At 64.1% G+C, this 19,996-nt stretch carries 19 protein-coding genes; 5 read left to right on the top strand and 14 right to left on the bottom strand.

Annotation, left to right across the window (positions count from 1 at the left end; genetic code table 11):
* Window positions 1–9: 9 nt before the first annotated feature.
* The 3 genes from VNK82_05090 to VNK82_05080 form a co-directional block, all read right to left on the bottom strand.
* The gene (locus tag VNK82_05090; protein HXE90323.1) at window positions 10–996 is read right to left on the bottom strand and encodes a HEAT repeat domain-containing protein; all 987 of its coding nucleotides are present in this window, start codon (window positions 994–996) and stop codon (window positions 10–12) included.
* Between the two features lie 112 nt (window positions 997–1,108).
* On the bottom strand, window positions 1,109–2,134 hold the full coding sequence (locus VNK82_05085) for a HEAT repeat domain-containing protein (GenBank protein HXE90322.1): 1,026 nt from the start codon (window positions 2,132–2,134) through the stop codon (window positions 1,109–1,111).
* 17 nt (window positions 2,135–2,151) lie between these two features.
* Window positions 2,152–2,928, bottom strand: coding sequence for a hypothetical protein (locus tag VNK82_05080; protein HXE90321.1), 777 nt, complete (start codon window positions 2,926–2,928; stop codon window positions 2,152–2,154).
* A gap of 882 nt (window positions 2,929–3,810) precedes the next feature.
* Between VNK82_05080 and VNK82_05075 the strand changes: the two genes are divergently transcribed.
* A complete protein-coding gene (locus tag VNK82_05075; protein HXE90320.1) occupies window positions 3,811–4,935 on the top strand; it encodes a hypothetical protein in 1,125 nt (374 codons plus the stop codon).
* 2 nt (window positions 4,936–4,937) lie between these two features.
* Here the strand turns inward: VNK82_05075 and VNK82_05070 are convergent, their stop codons facing one another.
* Window positions 4,938–5,513, bottom strand: a complete 576-nt coding sequence (locus tag VNK82_05070; protein ID HXE90319.1) for a hypothetical protein — start codon at window positions 5,511–5,513, stop codon at window positions 4,938–4,940.
* A gap of 84 nt (window positions 5,514–5,597) precedes the next feature.
* Here VNK82_05070 and VNK82_05065 point away from each other — a divergent pair, with 84 nt between their 5' ends.
* On the top strand, window positions 5,598–6,011 hold the full coding sequence (locus VNK82_05065; GenBank protein HXE90318.1) for a CoA-binding protein: 414 nt from the start codon (window positions 5,598–5,600) through the stop codon (window positions 6,009–6,011).
* 12 nt (window positions 6,012–6,023) lie between these two features.
* On the opposite strand, the gene VNK82_05060 is transcribed toward VNK82_05065, so the two are convergent.
* Window positions 6,024–7,370, bottom strand: a complete 1,347-nt coding sequence (locus VNK82_05060; protein HXE90317.1) for a replication-associated recombination protein A — start codon at window positions 7,368–7,370, stop codon at window positions 6,024–6,026.
* Between the two features lie 142 nt (window positions 7,371–7,512).
* On the bottom strand, window positions 7,513–8,364 hold the full coding sequence (locus VNK82_05055) for an RNA methyltransferase (GenBank protein ID HXE90316.1): 852 nt from the start codon (window positions 8,362–8,364) through the stop codon (window positions 7,513–7,515).
* A 181-nt stretch (window positions 8,365–8,545) separates the two neighbouring features.
* Between VNK82_05055 and VNK82_05050 the strand changes: the two genes are divergently transcribed.
* Together VNK82_05050 and VNK82_05045 are read left to right on the top strand one after the other, a co-directional pair.
* On the top strand, window positions 8,546–9,193 hold the full coding sequence (locus tag VNK82_05050; protein HXE90315.1) for an L-threonylcarbamoyladenylate synthase: 648 nt from the start codon (window positions 8,546–8,548) through the stop codon (window positions 9,191–9,193).
* Entirely contained in the window at window positions 9,190–9,798 is a 609-nt protein-coding gene (locus VNK82_05045) for a YdcF family protein (protein ID HXE90314.1), read from the top strand. The genes VNK82_05050 and VNK82_05045 overlap by 4 nt, the downstream gene beginning before the upstream one ends.
* Before the next feature lie 28 nt (window positions 9,799–9,826).
* Here VNK82_05045 and VNK82_05040 read toward each other — a convergent pair whose 3' ends face one another.
* Genes VNK82_05040 through VNK82_05030 form a run of 3 tightly spaced genes read right to left on the bottom strand, consistent with a single transcriptional unit; the run spans window position 9,827 to window position 13,537 of the window.
* Window positions 9,827–10,630: a cyclase family protein gene (locus VNK82_05040; GenBank protein HXE90313.1), complete on the bottom strand. Its 804-nt coding sequence runs from the start codon at window positions 10,628–10,630 to the stop codon at window positions 9,827–9,829.
* 33 nt (window positions 10,631–10,663) lie between these two features.
* A complete protein-coding gene (locus VNK82_05035) occupies window positions 10,664–12,649 on the bottom strand; it encodes an amidohydrolase family protein (GenBank protein ID HXE90312.1) in 1,986 nt (661 codons plus the stop codon).
* 54 nt (window positions 12,650–12,703) lie between these two features.
* The gene (locus VNK82_05030) at window positions 12,704–13,537 is read right to left on the bottom strand and encodes a DUF92 domain-containing protein (protein ID HXE90311.1); all 834 of its coding nucleotides are present in this window, start codon (window positions 13,535–13,537) and stop codon (window positions 12,704–12,706) included.
* A 101-nt stretch (window positions 13,538–13,638) separates the two neighbouring features.
* Here VNK82_05030 and VNK82_05025 point away from each other — a divergent pair, with 101 nt between their 5' ends.
* Window positions 13,639–14,883, top strand: a complete 1,245-nt coding sequence (locus tag VNK82_05025) for a YncE family protein (GenBank protein ID HXE90310.1) — start codon at window positions 13,639–13,641, stop codon at window positions 14,881–14,883.
* Between the two features lie 125 nt (window positions 14,884–15,008).
* On the opposite strand, the gene VNK82_05020 is transcribed toward VNK82_05025, so the two are convergent.
* From VNK82_05020 to VNK82_05000, 5 genes are read right to left on the bottom strand one after another with little or no spacing between them, the layout of a single operon-like run.
* Window positions 15,009–15,503, bottom strand: a complete 495-nt coding sequence (locus tag VNK82_05020) for a chemotaxis protein CheX (GenBank protein ID HXE90309.1) — start codon at window positions 15,501–15,503, stop codon at window positions 15,009–15,011.
* Window positions 15,500–15,946 (bottom strand): response regulator, encoded by a 447-nt coding sequence (locus tag VNK82_05015; GenBank protein HXE90308.1) that lies wholly within the window; start codon window positions 15,944–15,946, stop codon window positions 15,500–15,502. The genes VNK82_05020 and VNK82_05015 overlap by 4 nt, the downstream gene beginning before the upstream one ends.
* Before the next feature lie 10 nt (window positions 15,947–15,956).
* Window positions 15,957–17,048 carry a chemotaxis response regulator protein-glutamate methylesterase gene (locus tag VNK82_05010; GenBank protein HXE90307.1) on the bottom strand — a complete coding sequence of 364 codons (1,092 nt, stop codon included), beginning with the start codon at window positions 17,046–17,048 and terminating at the stop codon, window positions 15,957–15,959.
* Window positions 17,045–19,093 (bottom strand): chemotaxis protein CheA, encoded by a 2,049-nt coding sequence (locus tag VNK82_05005; protein HXE90306.1) that lies wholly within the window; start codon window positions 19,091–19,093, stop codon window positions 17,045–17,047. Before VNK82_05005 ends, VNK82_05010 begins: the two co-directional genes overlap by 4 nt.
* Entirely contained in the window at window positions 19,090–19,995 is a 906-nt protein-coding gene (locus VNK82_05000) for a CheR family methyltransferase (GenBank protein ID HXE90305.1), read from the bottom strand. The genes VNK82_05005 and VNK82_05000 overlap by 4 nt, the downstream gene beginning before the upstream one ends.
* Window position 19,996 lies beyond the last annotated feature (1 nt).

Genomic DNA, 19,996 nt, shown 5'->3' with positions numbered 1-19,996 from the left:
GGGGTCAGGTCACTTCCAATGACTCAAATACTCATCTTCGCGGTCCCGAAACTCCTCCAGTAACGGTCGCCATTGGGTTTGTCCTGTAATGTCGGCAATCCCAATCACCGCGTTGTAACGGACCTCAAAATCGGAGTCCTGTAATGCCAAGCCAAGTTCCCGCGCGGCCGCATCGGTACCTACTTGTCGGAGTGCGGTGGCTGCGCTGCGCCGTACCCTGACATCGGCATTTCGGAGAAGCTTCGCAAGGTATGGGATCGCACTCGGCTCCCGCACCCCTCGAGCAATACCAGAAGCGACATTCTGGACAAGGTATCCGGGAATATCCCTCGACTTGGATAGCAGTTCTACCGCAACAGGCATCATGCTCGTCTCATTTTGCTCCAGCAAGGTGGCGATCGACTGAATTCGAACTGTCTGATTCGTGCTCCTCGATGCGGCACGCAATGCCCGTGTCGCAGCGGGGGTCTGAACCGTGCCCAGGACCCAGATGAGAGTAACTTGGTCGTCCTTGGACGCATCGACGGCTCCCAAAGCCGCGGCCAATTCGCCTACGACATTGGCGAAGACGCCCGCGTCCTTGGTTGCGGCGTGCGGCGTTGCGGGAAACGACGGATAGAACGGGTCCGCCACCTGCCAATCGGCGCCTGTCGATCTCAGGAAAACAATCCGATAGGAGGACGGCACTCCTCGATAGCCCAACGACTCAGGCTGTGGCAACACGAACTGGAATGAGACTCTCCCGGGATTCATCTGCCCCTTGAGTACGTAGTCCACCATCATCTCTGCTTGCATCCGAGTGACCTGCACATAGGAGCCGCGCACTTCCATCTGCGATTCGCCCAGTTGCTGTACGACCTCGATTCGGCCAACCACAATCAGGTCCGAACGCTCGCACAGCTCGGCCAGATTCAACGGCGGTACGGGTGTGGCGTGAACGACAGCAGTCGCTGCCATGAAAGATGCGATGGTGACCAGCATCTTCAACGAGCGCATACAGCCCTCCAGCGGCCGATACCCGATCATTGGGTGCATCGCTAACACCCCACTAGCAGTAAGGAAGCAGCAGCTAGGAACGTCGAGGAGCGGGCAGGCCTCGACCGATCGGCTATCTAGCCCGGTAGCTTCGGGCCCATTGTTTCCAGTGATGCAGGTATCGATCTTCGTTCTCCTTAAACTCAGGAATGCTCGGCCCCCATTCTCTCTCACCGGTAATATCTGCAAGAGCCCGGACGGCGCAATAGCGCACCTCGTGGTAAGGGTCTTCCAAGGCTTTCAGCAAGATCTCCGCGGTGTTGGGATCAGCAATGTGCCAAAGTGCCTCAGATGCGGCAGCCCTCGTTTGGCGGTCACTTGATGACAAGAGAGGTATCAATGACGGCACAGCTCGCCGATCTTTCAATGTACTGATCGCATACTGCAGGCGCGACGTCGTGTGAGGCGAGGCATTGTTGCGCAGGAGAAGCTGAACAACACTTGACAGCTCACTCAAGTCCCCGCGAATCAGCAATTCCGCCTGAAGCTTCTCTCGCATCCGCTGTGTTGCCGCATTCGCGACGCCTTTCTTCAGCGCCTCTTTGAAAAGCTCTGACGCTGGGATAGCATAGTCATACATCAGGACCCAAATCTTGTCCGATTCGGATGCAGTACTCGACGCGATCACATTCGCGAACTGGCGGAGCACAACTTCAACCAGTTGGTCGTCGCTCAGTGGATCTGTTACGGAGACAGCTTCGTCGCTTGCGGGCAGGTCAGGATAGTACTGATTCACGATTTCGTACCCATTGCCGCCCAGCCGCAGGAACACCATCTTGAGGCCCGACTGCAACGGCCGGTATCCCATGAACGACTCTGGCAGCGCATATTTGACCGTGAGGCGGTCTGGACAACGACCTTTAATCACGCTCCTTACTCGCAGTTCCGATGCATACTCGTGTCCCGCAAAGATGTCCGTCCCGCTCCTCACCAGCGCAGGCGTCTTTAGTGGCGTAGATGGGGAAACATCCGCAATGACAATGACGTCGGCGTCGCCAACCAGGTCAGAAAGGTTCAGATGCGGACGCCCCACCCCGAACAGCGGCACAGTCGCTGCAACACCCAGAATAAATGCTGCGACTACACTGATACGAGTCATGAGCTCCCCCAATTTCTTTACTGCGGCGGCGGTGGAACCTGCACGCCATCATGCTGTCCGTGGTCGATGTAGTAGCCGAGCGTGTCTTGTTGCACCTGGACACCGCCTCCCCCAGTATTGGTGCCAACACGAATCGTTTGCGGAACTGCCATATAGCGAGTTGTACCAGTATTCTGGCCATCACACGTAGGCAATGGGTTCATGGTCGGATTCACGCTTGGATCGGGTGCCCCTATCATGTCTTCGAGAGGGTTCGTTGCAGCGCCCATGGGATTAGGCCCACCAAAACTCCCCCAGTTGCTTCCGTTTTCTGACGCAGGGGTCCCCAGGACTTCATTCCATTCGGCGTCGGTCGACATTACAGAATTCAAATTGTCACGCAGCTCATACCTCGCGACAGAGATGTAATTGGTTGGAGAGAAGAAGCACGTCGTCTCGGGTTCACCCAGCGATTGCAGTTTCCAAGGTACTCTCGCCGTCATGGCGAACGGATTGGACACGATGCCGTCAACGGTGACCTTGATCGAGATATCTCCGGGCGCACCGCTGAAATGACTGCTGGTGCTCCTAATCGCTGCTTGGTTCCCGTTGCCTGAAAGACTCACCTTGTCGGAACCCGATACGATGCTCCAACTGATGGTACTGCCCGGAGAAGACGTAAGGGTTACCGCTGTGTCGTAGCCGGCTGGAGTCGCTCCGTTGAACCACCACACCGTGTCGCGTCCGCTTATGTTTGTGTCGATGACGGTGAAAGTTGCTCTGCCTTTGATGCTTCCGCCCACGGAAGCGCTCAATTCAAGGTTCCTCTTCACGCTGCTCGCGTCTACTCCCCTCACCGATACCGGTCCCGATTGCGTGATTGTTGTTGTTGACGAGTTCGTGGAGGTGAATACAGCCGATCCAGTTCCGTTGGTTGGCGCCAGATTCAGAGTCATCGTAACCGGATTAGGCGGGTACAGGGTTAGTAGGGTAGGTTGGGGTCTCCGTCGACGGTCAGCTTTCCCTGCTTGTCCAACGTAATGAGAAGAGTGCAGTTGTAACCCGACGGAGAACACTGCCGAAAAGGTGGTCTCGCAGCTTCCAACGGCACTGCTCCCGCTATGGACAGTGCCATCCCCGCCAAGATTCCTGCCAGCGCACGATTCATGTCTCAGCGCCTCCTCTTGCGTTGGACTGCTGTCATAAATTCCTGCAAAGACGCCTTCTTACCACACATCAGGCGGAGTCAAGCGAAAAGTTCAATCCCGTTCCGAAACCGGAACAAGAGCCGCCTTCGCTCCTTGTTCGCTTTTTCCCCTTGACAACGGCACTGCAGAGTTGCTAAGATAGCCCAGGTTAGATTCTCATTCGGCTAAGTGCCGATGGGACAACATCCCGGGTTCTCCTCGGAATCGCCCCTGGGTTCTTTGAAAAATCGACGTGTTTGCGGGTGTGAGTGGAGCCAGGTCCGCAGGCTGAAATCCTGGACGAAGCTAGAGCTTGTCGGCTAAGTCCTTTCACCACGGGACTTTACCTCTAACTCCTTTAGATGCCGGGACCGGGCGGGATCTCGCCCCGTAACTCTATGATTCCATTAGCGACGAGAGGGGGTGGGGGTAGGCATTCCGGGCTGACTTCGGAGTTACTACTCGGCTCGCCAGAAAGCTGTGGTACCTTGTGCCCGACCCGTTTTCGCCATGGCGCGCATGATCGATCTCATCCGCGAGTCGGCGGTGCCGGCGGCCGTGATGCGCACCGCCGCCAAGGGCGCGCTCACAGTTCCTCCGGGGGAGATGATCGAGATCCTCGTCTACCTCTCTGCGCACGCCATCTTCGGCGAGCAGGCACGAATGACGCTCGCGGGCTGGGACGAAAAGTGCTGCTTGGAGGCAGTCAGCGATCCGGCCACACCCTGGCAGGTGCTGGAGTACTTCATCGCGCCGCAGAACCGGCGGCCCCGTCTCTTGCCGGCGCTCATCGAGAACCCCGCGCTGCGCGAATCGCGCGTGGTGGAGCTGGCCGCGACGCCCTCGCGCGAGGCGGTTGAGATGCTGCTGGCCAGCGAGCGCGCCCGCAAGTCGGTGGATGTGCTCCACGCTCTGGCTTCCAATCCTGCGGTCAAGCCGGAGGAAATGGAAAAGATCAAGCAGGCGCTGGCAGCACTGGGAGAAACCGCCGCCGAGCTGGCTGCGGATCTGGGCAATGCCGAAGCCGACACGGCGAAAACGGAGTACGAGGTCGAGCACGCCGCCGAGATTGCTGCCGAGGAAGGCAAGCCCTTCGAGCTGGTGGGCGGCGCCGAGGCCGACGAAGACGAAGCACCCGTTGCGGCGGCCGCCACGGCCGCGACGGCTCAGGCGGCGAAGCCCGAGGGCGAGCAGCGGGAGCGCATCTCCACGCTGCAAAAAATCTCCCGCCTCACCGTGGGCCAGCGCGTGCAACTGGCCATGAAGGGCAACAAGGACGAGCGCTTCATCCTCATCCGCGACGGTTCCAAAGTCGTCTCCAGCGCCGTGCTGCAGTCGCCCAAGCTCTCCGACGCCGAGGTCGAAACCTTCGCCGCCATGAAGAACGTGCAGGAGAGCGTGCTGCGCGACATCGCGCGCAACCGCAAGTTCATGAAGAGTTCGGTGGTCATCAAGAATCTGGTCAACAATCCGCGCTGCCCGCTGGACCTCTCTCTCAACCTGATGAACCACCTGAATCTGGCCGACCTCAAAAGCCTCTCCGGCAACAAGAACGTCCCCGAGACGCTGCGCAAGCTGGCGCTGAAGCAGTTCAAGATGAAGAGCGCGCCGCCGGGCGGCAAGAAATCCGAATAGGGTTATTTCTTCTTCCAGGCGGACTTGTTCGAATACGCCTTGGGGTCGCCGGCGTAGCGGAGCACGAAGCGCTGCAGCTCCTCGGTCGAAGCGGTGAGCACGATGTCGCCCTCCACGACTTCGTGATCCAACGCCGTTCGTTGTTTGGTGAGCAGCACCTTGAGCCAGTCGTAATCCAATTGCTCTAGAGTCAGCGTGCCGCCTTGCAGCGTGACCCGCCAGAGGCTGTGGCCCGCGATGTAGTGGTCGTCGAGGTCCTTCTCGGGGACCGGCGTGATGTCGAAGTAGCGCTGGTTGCCGATGAGGCCGAGATTCACCTTGTAGCGGGCGACGCGCGCGATCTCCGGGTCACGGTACTCCAGCTCATAGCCGGTTTCGCCGGCACGCGTGAAGGTGAGCGAAGCCTTGCCCTTGCCGTTCTGGTCCTGCGACTCCCAGGTTCCGACCAGCGCGGGCTCGAACACGGCGTCGCCGATGGCCAGAAACGGATGCAGCGAGCGCACGAAGCATCCCGAGAAAAGCGCTCCCGCTGCGCAAGCCAGAGCCGCCCAGGTCGCCGCTCGCTTCCAGCGCCGCATGTTGTGTTCACTATACGACGGGCCGGACTGGGAAGGCGAGGCTCGCTTCCCGTACAATGTCGCCTTCGGTTCGGCGAGGAACCGTTGCCCGAGGCCAAGGTCCAGGACGAGATTCACGACCTGCTGCAGCGCGCGCAGAACATCGCGGTCGTGGGCCTGAGTTCGAGCCCGCTGCGCCCCAGCTACGGCGTGGCCGCATACCTGCAAACCGCCGGCTACCGCATCATCCCGGTGAATCCCAATATCCGCGGTGCGCTGGGGGAGAAGGCCTGGCCGTCGCTGCGCGATGTGCCGGAGAAGATCGACATCGTGGACATCTTCCGCCGTCCGCAGTTCGTGCCCGAGGTCGTGGACCTCGCCATCGAACTCAAGGTGCCCGCCATCTGGATGCAGGAAGGTGTGATTCACGAGGAAGCGGCAGCCAAGGCGCGCAAGGCCGGCATCTTCGTAGTGATGGACCGCTGCATCCTGAAGGAACATCGGGCGCGCTTCGCCTGAGCGTTCTCCCGTTTAGCGTTCGTGGTTGTCGCGGGATCGGCGCTTCCGGATTTCCTCGATCTTCTTCCGCAGTTCGGCTTCGAGGCCTTCGCCTGTCGGTCGGTAGTAGGTGCGGCCGCGCAGGCTCTCCGGCAGGCACTCCATGTCGGCGATCTTGCCCTCGACGTCGTGGGCGTACTGGTATCCCTTGCCGTAGCCGAGCGCTTTCATCAGGCCGGTGGGAGCGTTGCGCAGATGCAGCGGGACGGGTGCGGCGGCGGTCTGCTCCACGTCCTGCAGCACGGCGCCGTAGGCGGTGTACAGAGCGTTGGACTTGGGCGCGAGGGCCAGGTACACCACCGCTTCGGCCAGGGCCAGATTGCCCTCCGGCATGCCGATGAAGTCCACAGCGTCGCGCGCCGCCATGGTGACGCCGAGCGCCTGCGGGTCGGCCATGCCGATATCCTCCACCGCCATGCGCACTACGCGCCGGGCGATGTAGAGGGGATCTTCGCCGGCCTCGAGCATGCGCGCCAGCCAGTAGAGCGCGGCGTCGGGATCGCTGTTGCGCACCGATTTATGCAGCGCGGAGATCAGGTTGTAGTGCTCCTCGCCCTGCTTGTCATAGAGCAGCACGCGCTTCTGCAGCGCGTCCTGCACGATTTCCGTGGTGATTTCAGCCGGAGCAGCGGGCGCAACACCTGCGCGCGCGGTGGCTGCGGCGACCTCCAGCACGTTGTAGGCGGAACGGGCGTCGCCGCTGGAGTAGGCCGCGATGCGCGCCAGGACCTCGTCCGAGACTTTGAGGTTCAGGTCGCCCAGGCCGCGCTGACGGTCGGCCAGCGCACGGCGGAGCAGCCGCACGATCTGCTCTTCGGTAAGCTGGTTCAGCGTGTACACGCGACAGCGGGAGAGCAGCGCCGAGATGATCTCGAACGAGGGATTCTCGGTGGTGGCGCCGATGAGCGTGATGGTGCCGCGCTCGACGTAAGGCAGGAAGGCGTCCTGCTGGGCCTTGTTGAAGCGGTGGATCTCGTCGATGAAGACGATGGTGCGAGTGCCGTATTGCCGCGCCTTTTCGGCTTCCGCCATGACACGCTTGATCTCGGCAATGCCCGCCAGGACCGCCGAGAACTCGACGAACTCCGAGCGGGTGAGGCGGGCGATGATCTTCGCCAGCGTGGTTTTGCCCGAGCCCGGAGGCCCCCAGAAGAGGACGGAGCGGATGTCGTCGCGCTCCATCTGCGCGCGCAGCGGCTTGCCCGGAGCGAGAATGTGCTCCTGCCCGACGAACTCCTCGAGCGACTGCGGACGCATGCGGTCGGCGAGGGGGCGGCCCGGAAGCGGCTCACTCGACGGGATGGGCTGGAACAGGCTCATTTCTCACCACTGAGGCACAGAGACACGGAGGAATTTGGTAATTGGGTAATCCGGTAATTTGGTGACTTGAAATCGTCGAATTGGAAAGGCCAGAATCATCAAGGACCAAATCACCAAATCACCAAATCACCAAATCACCAAATCACTGTACCCCTCGGTGGCCAGCATCGCTGCCTCGCCTTAGCCTTGCGGCCTCGTACAGCACGATGGACGCGGCGACGGCGGCGTTGAGGGACTCCACGCGGGGCGTGTGCGGAATCATCACCAGTTCGTCGGCCAGCTTCAGGACGTCTCGCGGAACGCCCGTGGCTTCGTTGCCGACCACCAGGGCCAGAGGGCCATCGAGCCTGGCCTGGTCGAGCCGCGTGCCTTTGTGGGAGGAGGCTGCGAGCACGCGCAGGCTGCGGCCGCGAAGCGTGCCTATCGCTTCCGCCAGGGCGACCGGGATGACCGGAAGCCGGAACAGCGAGCCCGAAGCGGCACGCACCACCTTGGCGTTGAACGGACTAACGGTCTTCTCGCCCAGCAGCACGCCGGTAGCGCCGAAGGCTTCGGCGGAGCGCATCATGGTTCCCAGATTGCCCGGGTCTTGTATGCCGGCCGCCAGGAGAACGAGCGGCTGGGATGCGCGCAATGCGTCGTCGAGGTGGAAGTCCTTGAGATGGACGAGTGCGGCCACGCCCTGCGGCGACTCCGTAGCTACGACGTCCGCGAACAAGCGGTCCGGCACGAGCAGAGTCTCCACATGGCTGCCGAGCTGGGGCAAGAGGCGCCTGGCCGTGGGTTCTGCAGACTCGGCGAAGAACACGGCGCGAAAACGCAATCCACTGCGAATGGCCTCTTCCACGAGGCGCACGCTCTCGATGGCCAGGCAGCCTTGGCGCGTGCGCTCGGAACGGGCAAAGGCCCGCCGCAACTCCTTGAGCAGGGCGCTGTGCCGTCCGGCCACGCGCCCCATGCGTTCCTGAACGCCGTTGGGCACGACTGCCATCATACTGCCTTGGGTCGGAGCCGAGGTTGAGGCACCCCAGCGAGCCGGCGGTGTCAACCGCCCAGCGCTTGCAAGCCGGTGGGCGAAAGCCGCAAACTGTAAGTTACGGCGGCTGCGTGGAGGTTTTCTTGCGGGCCGCCGGGGGATGTGTTAGTTTCGCCCCGTCCTCAGGGAAGGACGCGCTTTGCCCGCCGAAGTCATCCGCATCAACTGCGAGAAGCCGGAGCCCTCGCTGGTGGGCTACGTCGCCGAACAGATCCGCCGCGGAGAAGTGATCGGCATGCCCACCGACACGTTTTACGGGCTGGCCGCCGATCCCTTCAACCTGCGCGCCGTCGAGCATATTTACGACATCAAGGGACGATCGCGGCACAAACCGCTCTCGCTGCTCATCGAGTCGGAAGACCAGGCGATCGAGCTGGCGCGCCCGCTGCCCGCGCAGTTCTTCGAGCTGGCGGCGAAGTTCTGGCCGGGTCCGCTCACCATCATCGTGAAAGCGGCCTCGCGGCTGCCGCTCAAGGTGACGGCCAACAGCGGCAACGTGGCCCTGCGGGTGCCGGCGGCGACCGTGCCAGTGGCCGTCATCCGCGCCGCCGGCGTGCCCATCACCGCGACCTCGGCCAACCTGAGCGGCGCTCCCGAGTGCACGACGGCGGAAGGCGTGCGCGAACAGCTGGGAAATCGCCTGCCCACCATCGTGGACGGAGGGCCTTCGACCCGCAGTGTCGCCTCCACCATCGTGGACCTGTCGGACGAAAGCGGCGGCTGGCGGCTGCTGCGCGAGGGAGCCATTCCCGCCAAGGAGATCGCGGCGTTCCTCGAGCAGGCATGAACGCCGGTCGATGGCCGCGCCGCTGGCCGCGCCGGCTGCTGTTTTTCTTCCCCCTCGCGGCGGTCGTCTATGGCGCAGTGCTTTACAGGCACATCTTGCGAGAGTCCACCGTGGATGACGCGCAACCTGCGGACGCCATTGTGGTCTTTGGCGCGGCACAGTACAGCGGGCGACCCTCCCCCGTGTACCGGGCGCGGCTCGACCATGCCTACGATCTGTTCCAGCGCGGCCTGGCGCCCTTCGTCATCACCACCGGCGGCGCCGGCGGCGACCCGACGTTCAATGAAGGCAGCGTGGGACGTGATTACCTGGTGGCCCGCGGCGTTCCGGAGCCCTCCATCATCGCCGAGACGCAGAGCAGCGACACGGAAGAAGCGGCCCGGCGCGTGGCCGTAATCATGCGCGCCAACGGCTTGCACAGTTGTGTGACGGTCAGCGATGACTACCACATGTTCCGCATCCGGCGCATGCTGGAAAGCAAAGGCCTGGAAGTGCATGGCTCGCCACGGCCGCAAGGAGCGTCAGGCTGGGAGAGAAGCAGACTGGTCCTGCGAGAGGTGGTCAGCTATGTGATCTGGCGATTCGGCGAATTGGCGACTTGGTGATTGAAAATCGAAACAATCACCAAGTCCATTACTTTACAAGTGCCAGCACTCGGGCGGGACCGCCTGAGCCGCCGGCCAGCTTGGCGGGCGCGACCACGATGAGAGCGCCGACCTCCGGAACGCGGCTGAGGTCGCCCAGGTTCTCGATGTGGTAGACGCTGCGGGCCGCAGTGTATTTGTGCACCGGCCAATTCGTGGACGCGCCGTAATCCACGCTCATGGTGTCGATGCCCAGCGCGACGACGTTGCGTGACTCCACCAGAAAGCGCGCTGTCTCCGGCAGGAAGCCGGGGAAGTGCATGACGCCGGCGGCATCGGGGTTGCGATAGTCCTTCATGGAGGCCGCGCGCGCGGCCCAGGCGGTGTAGGCCACAACGATTGCTCCAGCCGGGATCTGCCCGTTGGCCTGCTCCCAGTGGGCCACGTCCTCGATGGTGATCTGGTAGTCGGCGTTGCCGCGCACGTGATGACGCACATCCAGCAGCACCAACGGTGCAACGAGGCGCTCCGGCGGAATCTGATCCACGGTCCAGCGTCCGGCGGCGAAGTGGGCGGGGGCATCCACATGAGTGGCGAAGTGTTCGGGAAGCGAAATGGTGCGGGTGAAGTATCCGTCTCTCTCCATCCGGCCGAGGGGTCGCGCCTCGAACGGCGATTTTTCCGTGCCTTCCCAGTTGGGAAACTTTTCACTCAACGGCTGGGTCAGGTCGATGACGGCGCTGAAGCCGGGCGCAGCGGGAATCTCGGCCTTGCGCTGGGCGAACAGAAACAGGGTCACGGCGAGGGCGCCGGCGATCAGGAAAGTGCGCAGGTTCATGGTTGACTTGACCATCAGATGCCTCCCGGAAGGCGAAAGGTTCGCCGCTCAGGGCCCGGTTTCAGCAGGCGGCTCCAGACGGTGCAGGGCGAAGCTGAACCACAGGGAATTGGCGCCGTTGTAGTCTACCTTTGCTTCGGCGGTAGCGAAACCGGCGCGCTCGGCCCGCAGGCGGCAGGCGCGGCACTCGGTCTGGTGCGGAATCTGGTAGCGCCCGTCCTTGCGCGTGGTGAAGTTGCCCAGCGCCTTCCCGGCAGCGTCGAATAGTGTGACGCTGGTGCGCGGCAGAGGCCAGCCTTCCTCGTCGGTGACTACGCCTTGCAGTTGGCCGCGGGGCGGGAGACCGTCGGGCGAGTAATCACGCGCCAGCCAGCCGGGGCCACGCAGCGGGCGCCCGCCCATCCGGCCGGTGACCTTGCCGTGCTCCAACGCGAGAACGCCGTTGACGAATACATACTCGATGCCCGCTGACGGCTGGTGCGGATCCGCGAACGTGGCCAGGTCGCGGACGGTTGCCGGGTCGAAGATGGTGATATCGGCGAAATACCCGGGACGCAGCAGGCCGCGGTCCGCGAGCTTCATGCGCTGTGCGGGCAGGGACGTGAACTTGCGGATGGCGGCCTCCAGGCGCAACAGCTTCTCCTCCCGCACGTACTTGCCCAGGATGCGGGTGAAAGATCCGTAGGCGCGCGGGTGGGTCTTGGTCGCGCCCAGCGGTCCCTGCGGATTGGTGGCCCCGGCGTCCGTATCCACGGCGACCCAGGGCTGCCGCAGCGCCAAAAGCACGTCCTCTTCGTTCATCTCGAAGTACACCGCGCCGACGTTGTTGTGGTCCGCAATGATCAGATCGAGCGCCGCATCCAGCGGATCTTTCTTCTGCTCGGCCGCGATCTCGGCCAGGTTGCGGCCTTCGTACCTCTTTAGTTCCGGCGAGAGGACGGAGACGACCAGGATGCCCTCCGGTCCTGTGAGGCCTTGCCACATGTTCTCGAAGCCTGGGAGGCCGGTTTCCAAGTCGCGGCGGATGGCAGCGCGCTGGGCCGGGTCGCGAAGCCGCGCGAGGTAGGCTTCCGTGCCTCCCTCCTGGTACTTCGGAGGAACGATGGCCGAAAGGGTGGTGGCCGAAGCCACATACGGATACAGGTCGGCAGTGACGTCGAGCCCCGCGGCTCGCGCCCGCTCGATGGCGGCGATGACCTCGCCCATCTTTCCCCAGTTGGGACGGCCGGCGACCTTCAGATGCCAAATCTCGACCGGCAGGCCGGCCTCTCTTCCAATACGGAACGCTTCTTCCAGTGCCGGCTGGATGTGCGCCCCTTCATCGCGGATGTGCGAGGCATAAATGCCGCCGTGGCGTGCGGCCATCCGCGCCAGCGTTAACAGCTCGTCCGTCGTGGCGAACGAGCCGGGCGGATAGATGAGGGAGGTGGAAAGACCCATTGCGCCGTCGTACATGGCGTCTTCCACCAGAGTCTGCATGCGGGCAAGCTCACCGGCCGTAGGCGCGCGGTCCTCGTTCCCCAGCACCATCTGGCGAACCTGGGCCGCGCCCACGAACGTACCCAGGTTGATGGCCATGCCCTGCTGCTCGAGCCGCCGGAAGTATTCATCGAGCGACTGCCAGTCCACGGCGATTCCGTAGGTGCGCAGGAAGTCCTGGAGTTCCGCCAGCGATGTAGCATTCACCGGCGCCACGGAATTGCCTTCTCCGGTGATCTCAGTCGTGATCCCCTGGGTCAGCTTGCTGACGGCCTGCCGGTCGATCAGAAGCGAGTACTCGCTCTGCCCCAGCATGTCGATAAAGCCGGGCGCGACGACTTTCCCCCTGGCGTCAATCGTCTGCCGTGCGGTCACGCTGTCGGCGGCGTGCCCCACGAACGCGATGCGGTCGCCGATGATGCCTACATCCGCATCCACCCAGGGGTTGCCGGAGCCGTCCACCACCCGGCCGTTACGGATGAGCACGTCATAGTCCTGCGCCGCCACGCAGGAGACAGCGAAGATCAGCAGCCACAGGCAGCGAGCGCGTCGCATGAGATCAACTGGAAGCAGCCGGAAACCTTACATGAATCCGTTTCGCCCGCCAAGTCAGCGGAGCCAGAGCCACGCCAGAAGGGCAGCGCTGAGTGTGCCGAACAGATTCACAGTGTCATTGGAAAGCCGGCCGCGACGCTCCCATATCGCGCCCAGGGTGCTGTCCACCAGCATGCCGACGCTGCCCGCGAGCGCCAGGGGGACGGCAAAGGTCATGGGTACCGCGCCGGCCACCACGCAGGTGGCCACCACCAGGGCGGCGGCCAGCATTCCAGCGACAGTGCCGGCCAAGCTGACGCCACCGTCGGTGCCGGGCGGAACCGGCTCACCGGTGGTGACAAGAAAGGTGGGGCGAGGGGCGGCCTGCCCGTATTCGCTGGAGACCGTGTCCGCCGCGGCTTCCGCCAGCGCAGCCGTTGCAGCCGCCATCAGGGGCACCGGGTTCTCGCTACCCGGCGAAAACGCTGCCAGCAGGCCGGCCGCTCCGGTGTTCGCCAGAATCTGCGCAGCCGACCGGCCGGCACGGCTTTCTGCGGTTCCCAGTTGCTCCTTGCGCGCGCGGCCCATGCGAGTCCCCAGAGCGGTGAGGACGAACAGCGCGACCAGACCGGCGAAGAGCGCCCATCCGCCGCCCACAAACAGCAGCAGAGCGGCGGCCGAGCCGGCCAGCGCTCCGCCATTGGTCACTGCGCGCAACCACCGAGCGGCCAACGCCAGCGCCGCGGTGAGCGTCAAAGCCACGAACAAGCGCTGCGCCAAGCCGGGTTCGCGGTCGGCCAGCAGGATTAACCGGACGGCAGCCGCCATCAGCAGCACAGTGAGCGCAGCCAGCGGCCACGCCACGCGGACCGTGGACCCGATGCGACCAGGAGCGGAAAGGCTTTGCATGGCAGCGGCGTGTTGGACTGAATACTGACGGAGCCATTACAATAACGCGTTTGCATCGTGATGACAGTCAGTTTTCGCTACGACCGGCAGCGGGAGTCTGGATGAACTCATATCGCGGGGCTGGCCAGGCGGCCACAGTCCTTCTTATCCTGCTGGTGACCGGATGCGGAGAGACCTTCCGCCCCATCGCCACGCCCATTCCGCAGCCGGGGGGTGACCCTTCCGCAACTCGCTTGGCCCTGGTGGTCAACCAGAACGGCGCGGCCGTGGGCAGCGTGAGCCACTACAACGCCGCGGGTGACACCGCCAGCGCCCAGCGGGACGTAGGTACCGGCCCGGTACATGCCGCGTTGCTTCCGCCCAGCGGCGCACGCGCCTACGTGGTCAACCGAGACAGCGACAGCGTCAGCACCTATCTGACGTTCCTCGCCGGCGCCACGGTACGGACCCTCAGTTTGCCGCCGGGTTCGGCTCCGGTGTACGCCCACAGCAACGTGAACAACCGCATGTACGTGGCGGAGTCCGGCACCGACCGCGTCGGGGTGATCGACGTCACCACCGACGTTCTGGTGGCCGAGATCGCCCTGCCGGCGGGGAGCACGCCCGTAGCCCTGGCGGGAACGCCGAACGGCGCCAAGCTGTACTCCGTCAACGCCAACGGCACCGTCACCGTGATCGCCAATGTCGACAACTCCATCCTGGGCACGATCACGGTCGGGAATGCGCCGATCGCAGGGGCCATGAGTTCCGATGGCGCCCGGCTCTACGTTCTGAACCAGGCCGACCAGACGGTGAGCGTCATCCTGACGTCGACGGACACGGTCGCGGCCACCATCCCGGTGGGCGCCACGCCCAGTTTCCTGCGCTTTGATCCGCGTCTGCTCCGCGTCTATGTGGCCAACACCGGGAGCAACAGCGTGAGCATCATCAATGCCGACGCGGCTTCTCCGAATTTTTTGACCGTAACCGTAGTGCCCCTGGACACGAACCTGCCTGCTGGCGCGGCCACAGGACTGGCTCCGGTTTCCATCGCGCCGCTGCCCGACGGCACGCGGGTTTACGTGGCCAACCGCGACAGCAACAACGTTACGGTGATCAACGCCAGCAGCAACACTGTGGCCCGCACAGTAGCCGTGGGGACCCGGCCCGTTTCGCTCGACGCCGCTTCCGACAGCACCAAGGTGTTCGTGGCCAACCAGGGCTCGCAGACCATCAGCGACATCCAGACCTCGAACGACACGGTGGTGCAGACGTTTATGGCGCCCAAGGTCGATCCGCTCTGCACCGATACGAGCAGCGTGACCTGCCCGCGGCAAACACCGGTCTTCGTGCTCACTACGCCGTAGGGGTCATTCCTTTCGCGGTTCGCCGATAAACAAGAGCGGGCGGGAGCACGCTCCCGCCCGTCCGATCGTCCGCATGGCTGCGAAAGTCGTTGCGCGGCCGGCACGCCGCGCAACCGTCGCTTCGGCTATCCCACCACCACGGCTTCCCGCTCGCTCTTGCGGCGACGGTTGTAGCGCATGGCGATGTTCATGAACATGCTGCCGCTGGGCGTGTCGAAGCACATGACCAGGGCTTCGGTGTCCTCGCTGCTGCGGGGACCCTGGTCGGCCGGTGGCTCCGGCGGGTGGATCTTGAAGCGGAAACCCCCGTCGTTGAGCATGGTCACCGCGTTCCCGATGATCTGGTTGGCCAGCTCGAACACGGTTTCCTGGACCATGGCGTCCGAACCCACCGGTTCGCCCAGGAGCTTGGTGGCCACGTTGGTGGCCGTCTGCGGGTCGAGGTCGAGGATGATGCGGCCTTCGATGTCACCCTGGATGTTGACCACGGCGGCGACACCGCGGCGCCGGTAGGCCGCCTCCTCCATGCTGACCCCGCCGATTTGCGTAGTGCACTGCAGGGTCTCGGCCAGCACGGCGTCGGCGGCATTGATGAACGGCTGGATCAGCTCCATCCTCATCCCTGCACCTCCGCGGTGGTAATTTGGGTGGTGACGCCTTCCTCGCCCATCACGTAGCGGACCACGTCGTAGAGCACCTCGGCCTTCACCGGCTTCTGGACGAAATGGCGGGCGCCCTTCTGCAGGGCGGCCACGATGTTCTCCTGATAGCCGACGGAGGAGACCATGACGATGCGCGCGTCCGGAAACTGGCGCACGATGCGCTCGGAGGCCTCGATGCCTTCCATCTGCGGCATGGTGATATCCATGAGCACGATGTCGGGCCGGGTGCGCTCGTACTCGGTGATGGCTGTGCAACCATCGCCGGCCTCGCCCACCACGGTGCCCCCGAAGGACTCCACCAGGCGCGCCAGGTTGCGGCGCGCGAAGACCGAGTCGTCCACGATCAGGTAGCGGACCGGCTGCCTGTCACTGCTGCGCAGTAGAGCCGCGAAGTGTTCCATAAAGCACCTCTCAGTGAGTTCCGAGCAAAACCTTGCCGGCGTGGGCGCGCTCGGCGGCGCACATCGCCTGAAGTGTGTTGGCCAAGGCGTCCAGCGGGACGACGCGCTGCACGTGGCCGCGTTCGATGGCGGCGCGCGGCATGCCGTACACCACGCACGACTCTTCGCTCTGCGCGACGGTGACGCCGCCCAGCGCGCGTACCTGGCCCATGGCCTCGGCGCCGTCCTCACCCATGCCGGTCATGATCACCGCCACAGCCCGGTCGCCGAACTGTTGCGCCGCGGAACGGAACAGCACATCGACCGACGGGCGGTGGCCGTTTACCTTGTCCTCGTCCGAGAGCACCACCAGGTCTCCAAGCGGCATCTGACGGACGCGGATGTGGCGGTTGCCCGGACAGATGAGCGCCCTTCCCGCCAGCAGCAGATCGCCGGACTGGGCCTCCTTCACGTCGATGGCGCAGCACTCGTCCAGCCGCCGCGCGAACATCTCCGTGAAGCCCTCGGGCATGTGCTGGACTACCACGATGCTGCCGGGGAAGTCGCCGGGGAGCTGCGAAAGCATGTATTGCAGCGCATTGGGCCCGCCGGTCGAGATTCCGATCGCGACCACGCGCGTCGGCCGCCGCCGGAAGCGAACCGCCGGTTTGTTCACCCGGCGGGTTTCCATCGGCATCTGCGGAGGGCGTTGCGGCACGCCGTTCTGCGCCGCCACCTTGATCTTGCCGATCAGTTCGGCGGCGATCTGATCCATGCGGGCCTGGGCGGCGTCGCGCGGCTTGGCCACGAAGTCGAACGCGCCCATGGCCAGCGCCTTGAAGGTCGCGGAAGCCCCCTGGGTTGTGTGCGCGCTCACCACGATCACCGGCACCCGGCAGCGCCGAGTGACTTCACGCAGCGTCTCAATGCCATCCATGCGCGGCATCTCCAGGTCGAGCGTGACCACGTGCGGCTGCAGTTCCTCGATTTTCTTGAGCCCGAAGGCGCCGTCCATGGCCGTACCTACGACCTGGAGCGAAGAGTCGCGCTCCAGGATCTGAGGGATGAGCTTGCGCATCAGGGCGGAGTCGTCCACCACCAGCACGCGAACTGGATCGCTCATGCCGGCACCTCCTCCTCGACGGCGCAGCTCAGCCGCTCCACCACTACAGCCAGATTCAGGATCAGCACTACGGTACCGTCGCCCAGGATGGAAGCTCCGCTCACGAATTCGGTCGAGACCAGCCGGTCTTCGAGCGCCTTGATGACCAGTTCTTCTTCGCCGACCAGCCGATCCACGATGAGTCCGAACTTGCGTTCGCCCAGCGCCACCACGATGACGAATACCTTGGGCGCTATGCCGGCCGGACGTCCGGCCAGGCGGTCGAGCCGCACCACGGTCAGCACTTCATTGCGCAGGCGGATGACTTCGTGTTCGCCCACGCGCCGGATCTCTGACTGCGGGGCGCGTGCGATCTCTACCACCGAGGCCAAGGGCACGGCGTACATGCGCTCTTCCACGCGGAACAGCAGCGCCTTGATGATGGCCAGCGTCAGCGGCACGCGCAGGAAGAAACGTGTTCCGCGGCCGGGCTCGCTCTCGATGCTGATGGTGCCCTTCATTCCGTCCACGACGGTCTTCACTACGTCCATGCCCACGCCGCGTCCGGAAATCGCCGTCACCTGCTCGGCCGTGCTCAATCCGGGATGGAAGATCAGCGCCAGGGCCTCGGAATCGCTCAAGCGGGCGGCGTCCTCGGCGCTGATTAAGCCGCGCTCGATGGCCTTGGCCATCACCTTGTTGCGGTCGATGCCGCGGCCGTCATCGGCTACTTCGATGACCACCTGGTTGCCCTGGTGATAGGCGTCAAGCCGCACCGTGCCCTCGCGGGGCTTGCCTGCGGCGGCTCGATCCTCCGGCGTTCCGATGCCGTGGTCCACCGCGTTGCGTACCAGGTGCGTGAGCGGCTCGGCCAGCGTATCGAGGATGCTCTTGTCGAGTTCGGTGTCCTGCCCGGAGAGGACGGTTGTGACCTGTTTGCCTTGCGTGTGGGCCACGTCGCGCACGATGCGCGGGAAGCGGCGGAAGAGCTGCTCGGCCGGCACCATGCGCACTTTCATGACGCCCTTCTGCAGGTCGTTCAGCACCCGGGCCTGAAAGGCCAGCGTGTCCGCTAGGCGGGCGCGCAGCGGGTCCTTGGGGAAGCGGCGCTCGAAGTCGAGCACCACTTGGTGCAGCATGGACTTGCCGATGATCAGTTCGCCCACCAGGTTCAGCACCTGGTCGATGCGCTCGGCGTCCACGCGCAGCACGTTCTCGGCGAGAGTAGTGCGGGGCGCCCCGGGTTTCTCTGCGGGCGCGGTGGCGGCTGTGGCCTGGCTGGCTGCCGTGCCGGCGGCAGGGAAGTCAGCTTCGACTTGTTCCGTCTCGGCCGCCGGGGTCCAGCGCTCAATGCGCACACCGGCCACCACGGCCGGGATGCGGCACTTCTGCGCAATGGTTTCCGGGGAGCGCTCCGACGCCAGCGCGGCCTCGACCGCTGCGACCTGCGTTTCCGGAGCCACCTCTTCCGGCCGCATGGCCAGCACCGTGCCCAGTTCGTCCAGCACGTTGCGGACCAGTTGTACCGCCGCGCCGCGCATGGCGCATTGTGGGTCTAGAGTCACCAGCACGTTGTGAACCACGGCGCCTTGACGGGCTGCGTCCGCTATCACCACCAGTTCGTACTCCGACCAGGAAAAGCTGGGAGCGGAAGATGCCTTGGGGGAGGGCTCCGGCTTGCCTTCGATGAGCGCGCGCACGGCGACGCGCACCGGCTCGCCGGAGGGCACGGGCTGGCCGCTGCGGAAGGCACGCAGCATGGCCTCGAAGACGTCGGCGGCGCCCAGCACCACTTCCGCCAGGGCGCGCCCGGCGCGCGCTGCCATTTCCGGCGTAAGAGCGTCTTCCAGTTCGTGGGCCAGCTCGCTCAGCTCGCGGTAGCCGCAGGCGGCGGAGTCGCCCTTGAGCGTGTGCACGGTGCGGCGCACCGCGCGCACGGTTTCGGCGTCGCCCGGATTCTTCTCCAGCTCGAGACCCTGCTCGTTGAGCACCTGCAGCAGTTCGAGAGCGCTCTCGAAGAAGAGTTCGCGGAGTTCGCCGGCGCGTTCTTCGTCGAACAGCTTCACGCGTTCACCTCGATGCGCTGGTAGCAGGTGCCGTTGTTCTGGTGGATCATGCGGAACTTGTCGGTCAGGCCAAACAGGCTCTCGGCGTGTCCCACAAACAGGTAGCCGTACGGGTTCAGGCAGCGGTAGAACTTGTCGATCAGGCGCTTCTGCTCGGCTTCGTCGAAGTAGATCATCACGTTGCGGCAGAAGATGAAGTCGTTGCGCTGCGGCAGAAACTCGGTTTTCAGGTTGTGGAAGTCGAAGTGGACCAGGTCCTTCACGGCCTTCTTCACCGCGTAACGGTCGCCCACCTTGTCGAAGTAGCGAAGCCGGTAGGAGTAGTCCACGGCATCCATCTGGTGCTCGGGGTAGATGCCTTCCTGCCCGGCGCGCAGCACGCTGTAGCTGATGTCCGAGGCCAGGATCTCCACCTTCCACGGCGGCGGGATCAGCGGCTTGGGCGTCGGCATCTCGAAGGGCAGGGGATTGCGCAGGTAGTAGTAGGCCAGCGCGTCGGCCACCAGGATGGCCAGCGTGTAGGGCTCCTGGCCGGTGGAGCAGCCTGCGCTCCAGATGCGCAACGTGAAATCGCGCCGTTCCTGCTTGCGGTTCAGCATCTCTTCCAGGATGGTCTTGTGGAAGAGATCGAGCTGGGGCTTGTTGCGGAAAAAGCTGGTCTCGTTGACGGTCAGGTTTTCCAGCAGCGCGCCCAGTTCGTTTTTGCCCTCGCGGCTGGTGAGCAGCCGGTAGTAGTGATAGAAGGTGTCGAGCTGGGTGGCTTTCAGCCGGCGCTGCAGGCGGTCCTGGAGGAAATGCACGCGCCGCTCATCGAAGTACATGCCGCATTCCTGGTAGATGAGGGTCTGCAGCAGTTTCAGTTCGGCTTCGGTGAGCTGGACTGCAAGAGTCGACGTTGCCATA

The organism is Terriglobales bacterium, assembly GCA_035573675.1.
Classification (GTDB): Bacteria; Acidobacteriota; Terriglobia; order Terriglobales; family Acidobacteriaceae; genus DATMAB01.
This window is presented reverse-complemented; position numbering and strand designations above follow the sequence as displayed.

What these genes read in the sequence shown, in the direction of transcription:
- VNK82_05010 (HXE90307.1), bottom strand. Translation starts at nt 17,048, where the DNA reads ATGAGCGATCCAGTTCGCGTGCTGGTGGTGGACGACTCCGCCCTGATG.
- VNK82_05000 (HXE90305.1), bottom strand. Translation starts at nt 19,995, where the DNA reads ATGGCAACGTCGACTCTTGCAGTCCAGCTCACCGAAGCCGAACTGAAA.
- VNK82_05045 (HXE90314.1), top strand. Translation starts at nt 9,190, where the DNA reads ATGAACGCCGGTCGATGGCCGCGCCGCTGGCCGCGCCGGCTGCTGTTT.
- VNK82_05075 (HXE90320.1), top strand. Translation starts at nt 3,811, where the DNA reads ATGGCGCGCATGATCGATCTCATCCGCGAGTCGGCGGTGCCGGCGGCC.
- VNK82_05090 (HXE90323.1), bottom strand. Translation starts at nt 996, where the DNA reads ATGCGCTCGTTGAAGATGCTGGTCACCATCGCATCTTTCATGGCAGCG.
- VNK82_05030 (HXE90311.1), bottom strand. Translation starts at nt 13,537, where the DNA reads ATGCAAAGCCTTTCCGCTCCTGGTCGCATCGGGTCCACGGTCCGCGTG.
- VNK82_05055 (HXE90316.1), bottom strand. Translation starts at nt 8,364, where the DNA reads ATGATGGCAGTCGTGCCCAACGGCGTTCAGGAACGCATGGGGCGCGTG.
- VNK82_05060 (HXE90317.1), bottom strand. Translation starts at nt 7,370, where the DNA reads ATGAGCCTGTTCCAGCCCATCCCGTCGAGTGAGCCGCTTCCGGGCCGC.
- VNK82_05025 (HXE90310.1), top strand. Translation starts at nt 13,639, where the DNA reads ATGAACTCATATCGCGGGGCTGGCCAGGCGGCCACAGTCCTTCTTATC.
- VNK82_05020 (HXE90309.1), bottom strand. Translation starts at nt 15,503, where the DNA reads ATGAGGATGGAGCTGATCCAGCCGTTCATCAATGCCGCCGACGCCGTG.
- VNK82_05085 (HXE90322.1), bottom strand. Translation starts at nt 2,134, where the DNA reads ATGACTCGTATCAGTGTAGTCGCAGCATTTATTCTGGGTGTTGCAGCG.
- VNK82_05015 (HXE90308.1), bottom strand. Translation starts at nt 15,946, where the DNA reads ATGGAACACTTCGCGGCTCTACTGCGCAGCAGTGACAGGCAGCCGGTC.
- VNK82_05035 (HXE90312.1), bottom strand. Translation starts at nt 12,649, where the DNA reads ATGCGACGCGCTCGCTGCCTGTGGCTGCTGATCTTCGCTGTCTCCTGC.
- VNK82_05070 (HXE90319.1), bottom strand. Translation starts at nt 5,513, where the DNA reads ATGCGGCGCTGGAAGCGAGCGGCGACCTGGGCGGCTCTGGCTTGCGCA.
- VNK82_05040 (HXE90313.1), bottom strand. Translation starts at nt 10,630, where the DNA reads ATGGTCAAGTCAACCATGAACCTGCGCACTTTCCTGATCGCCGGCGCC.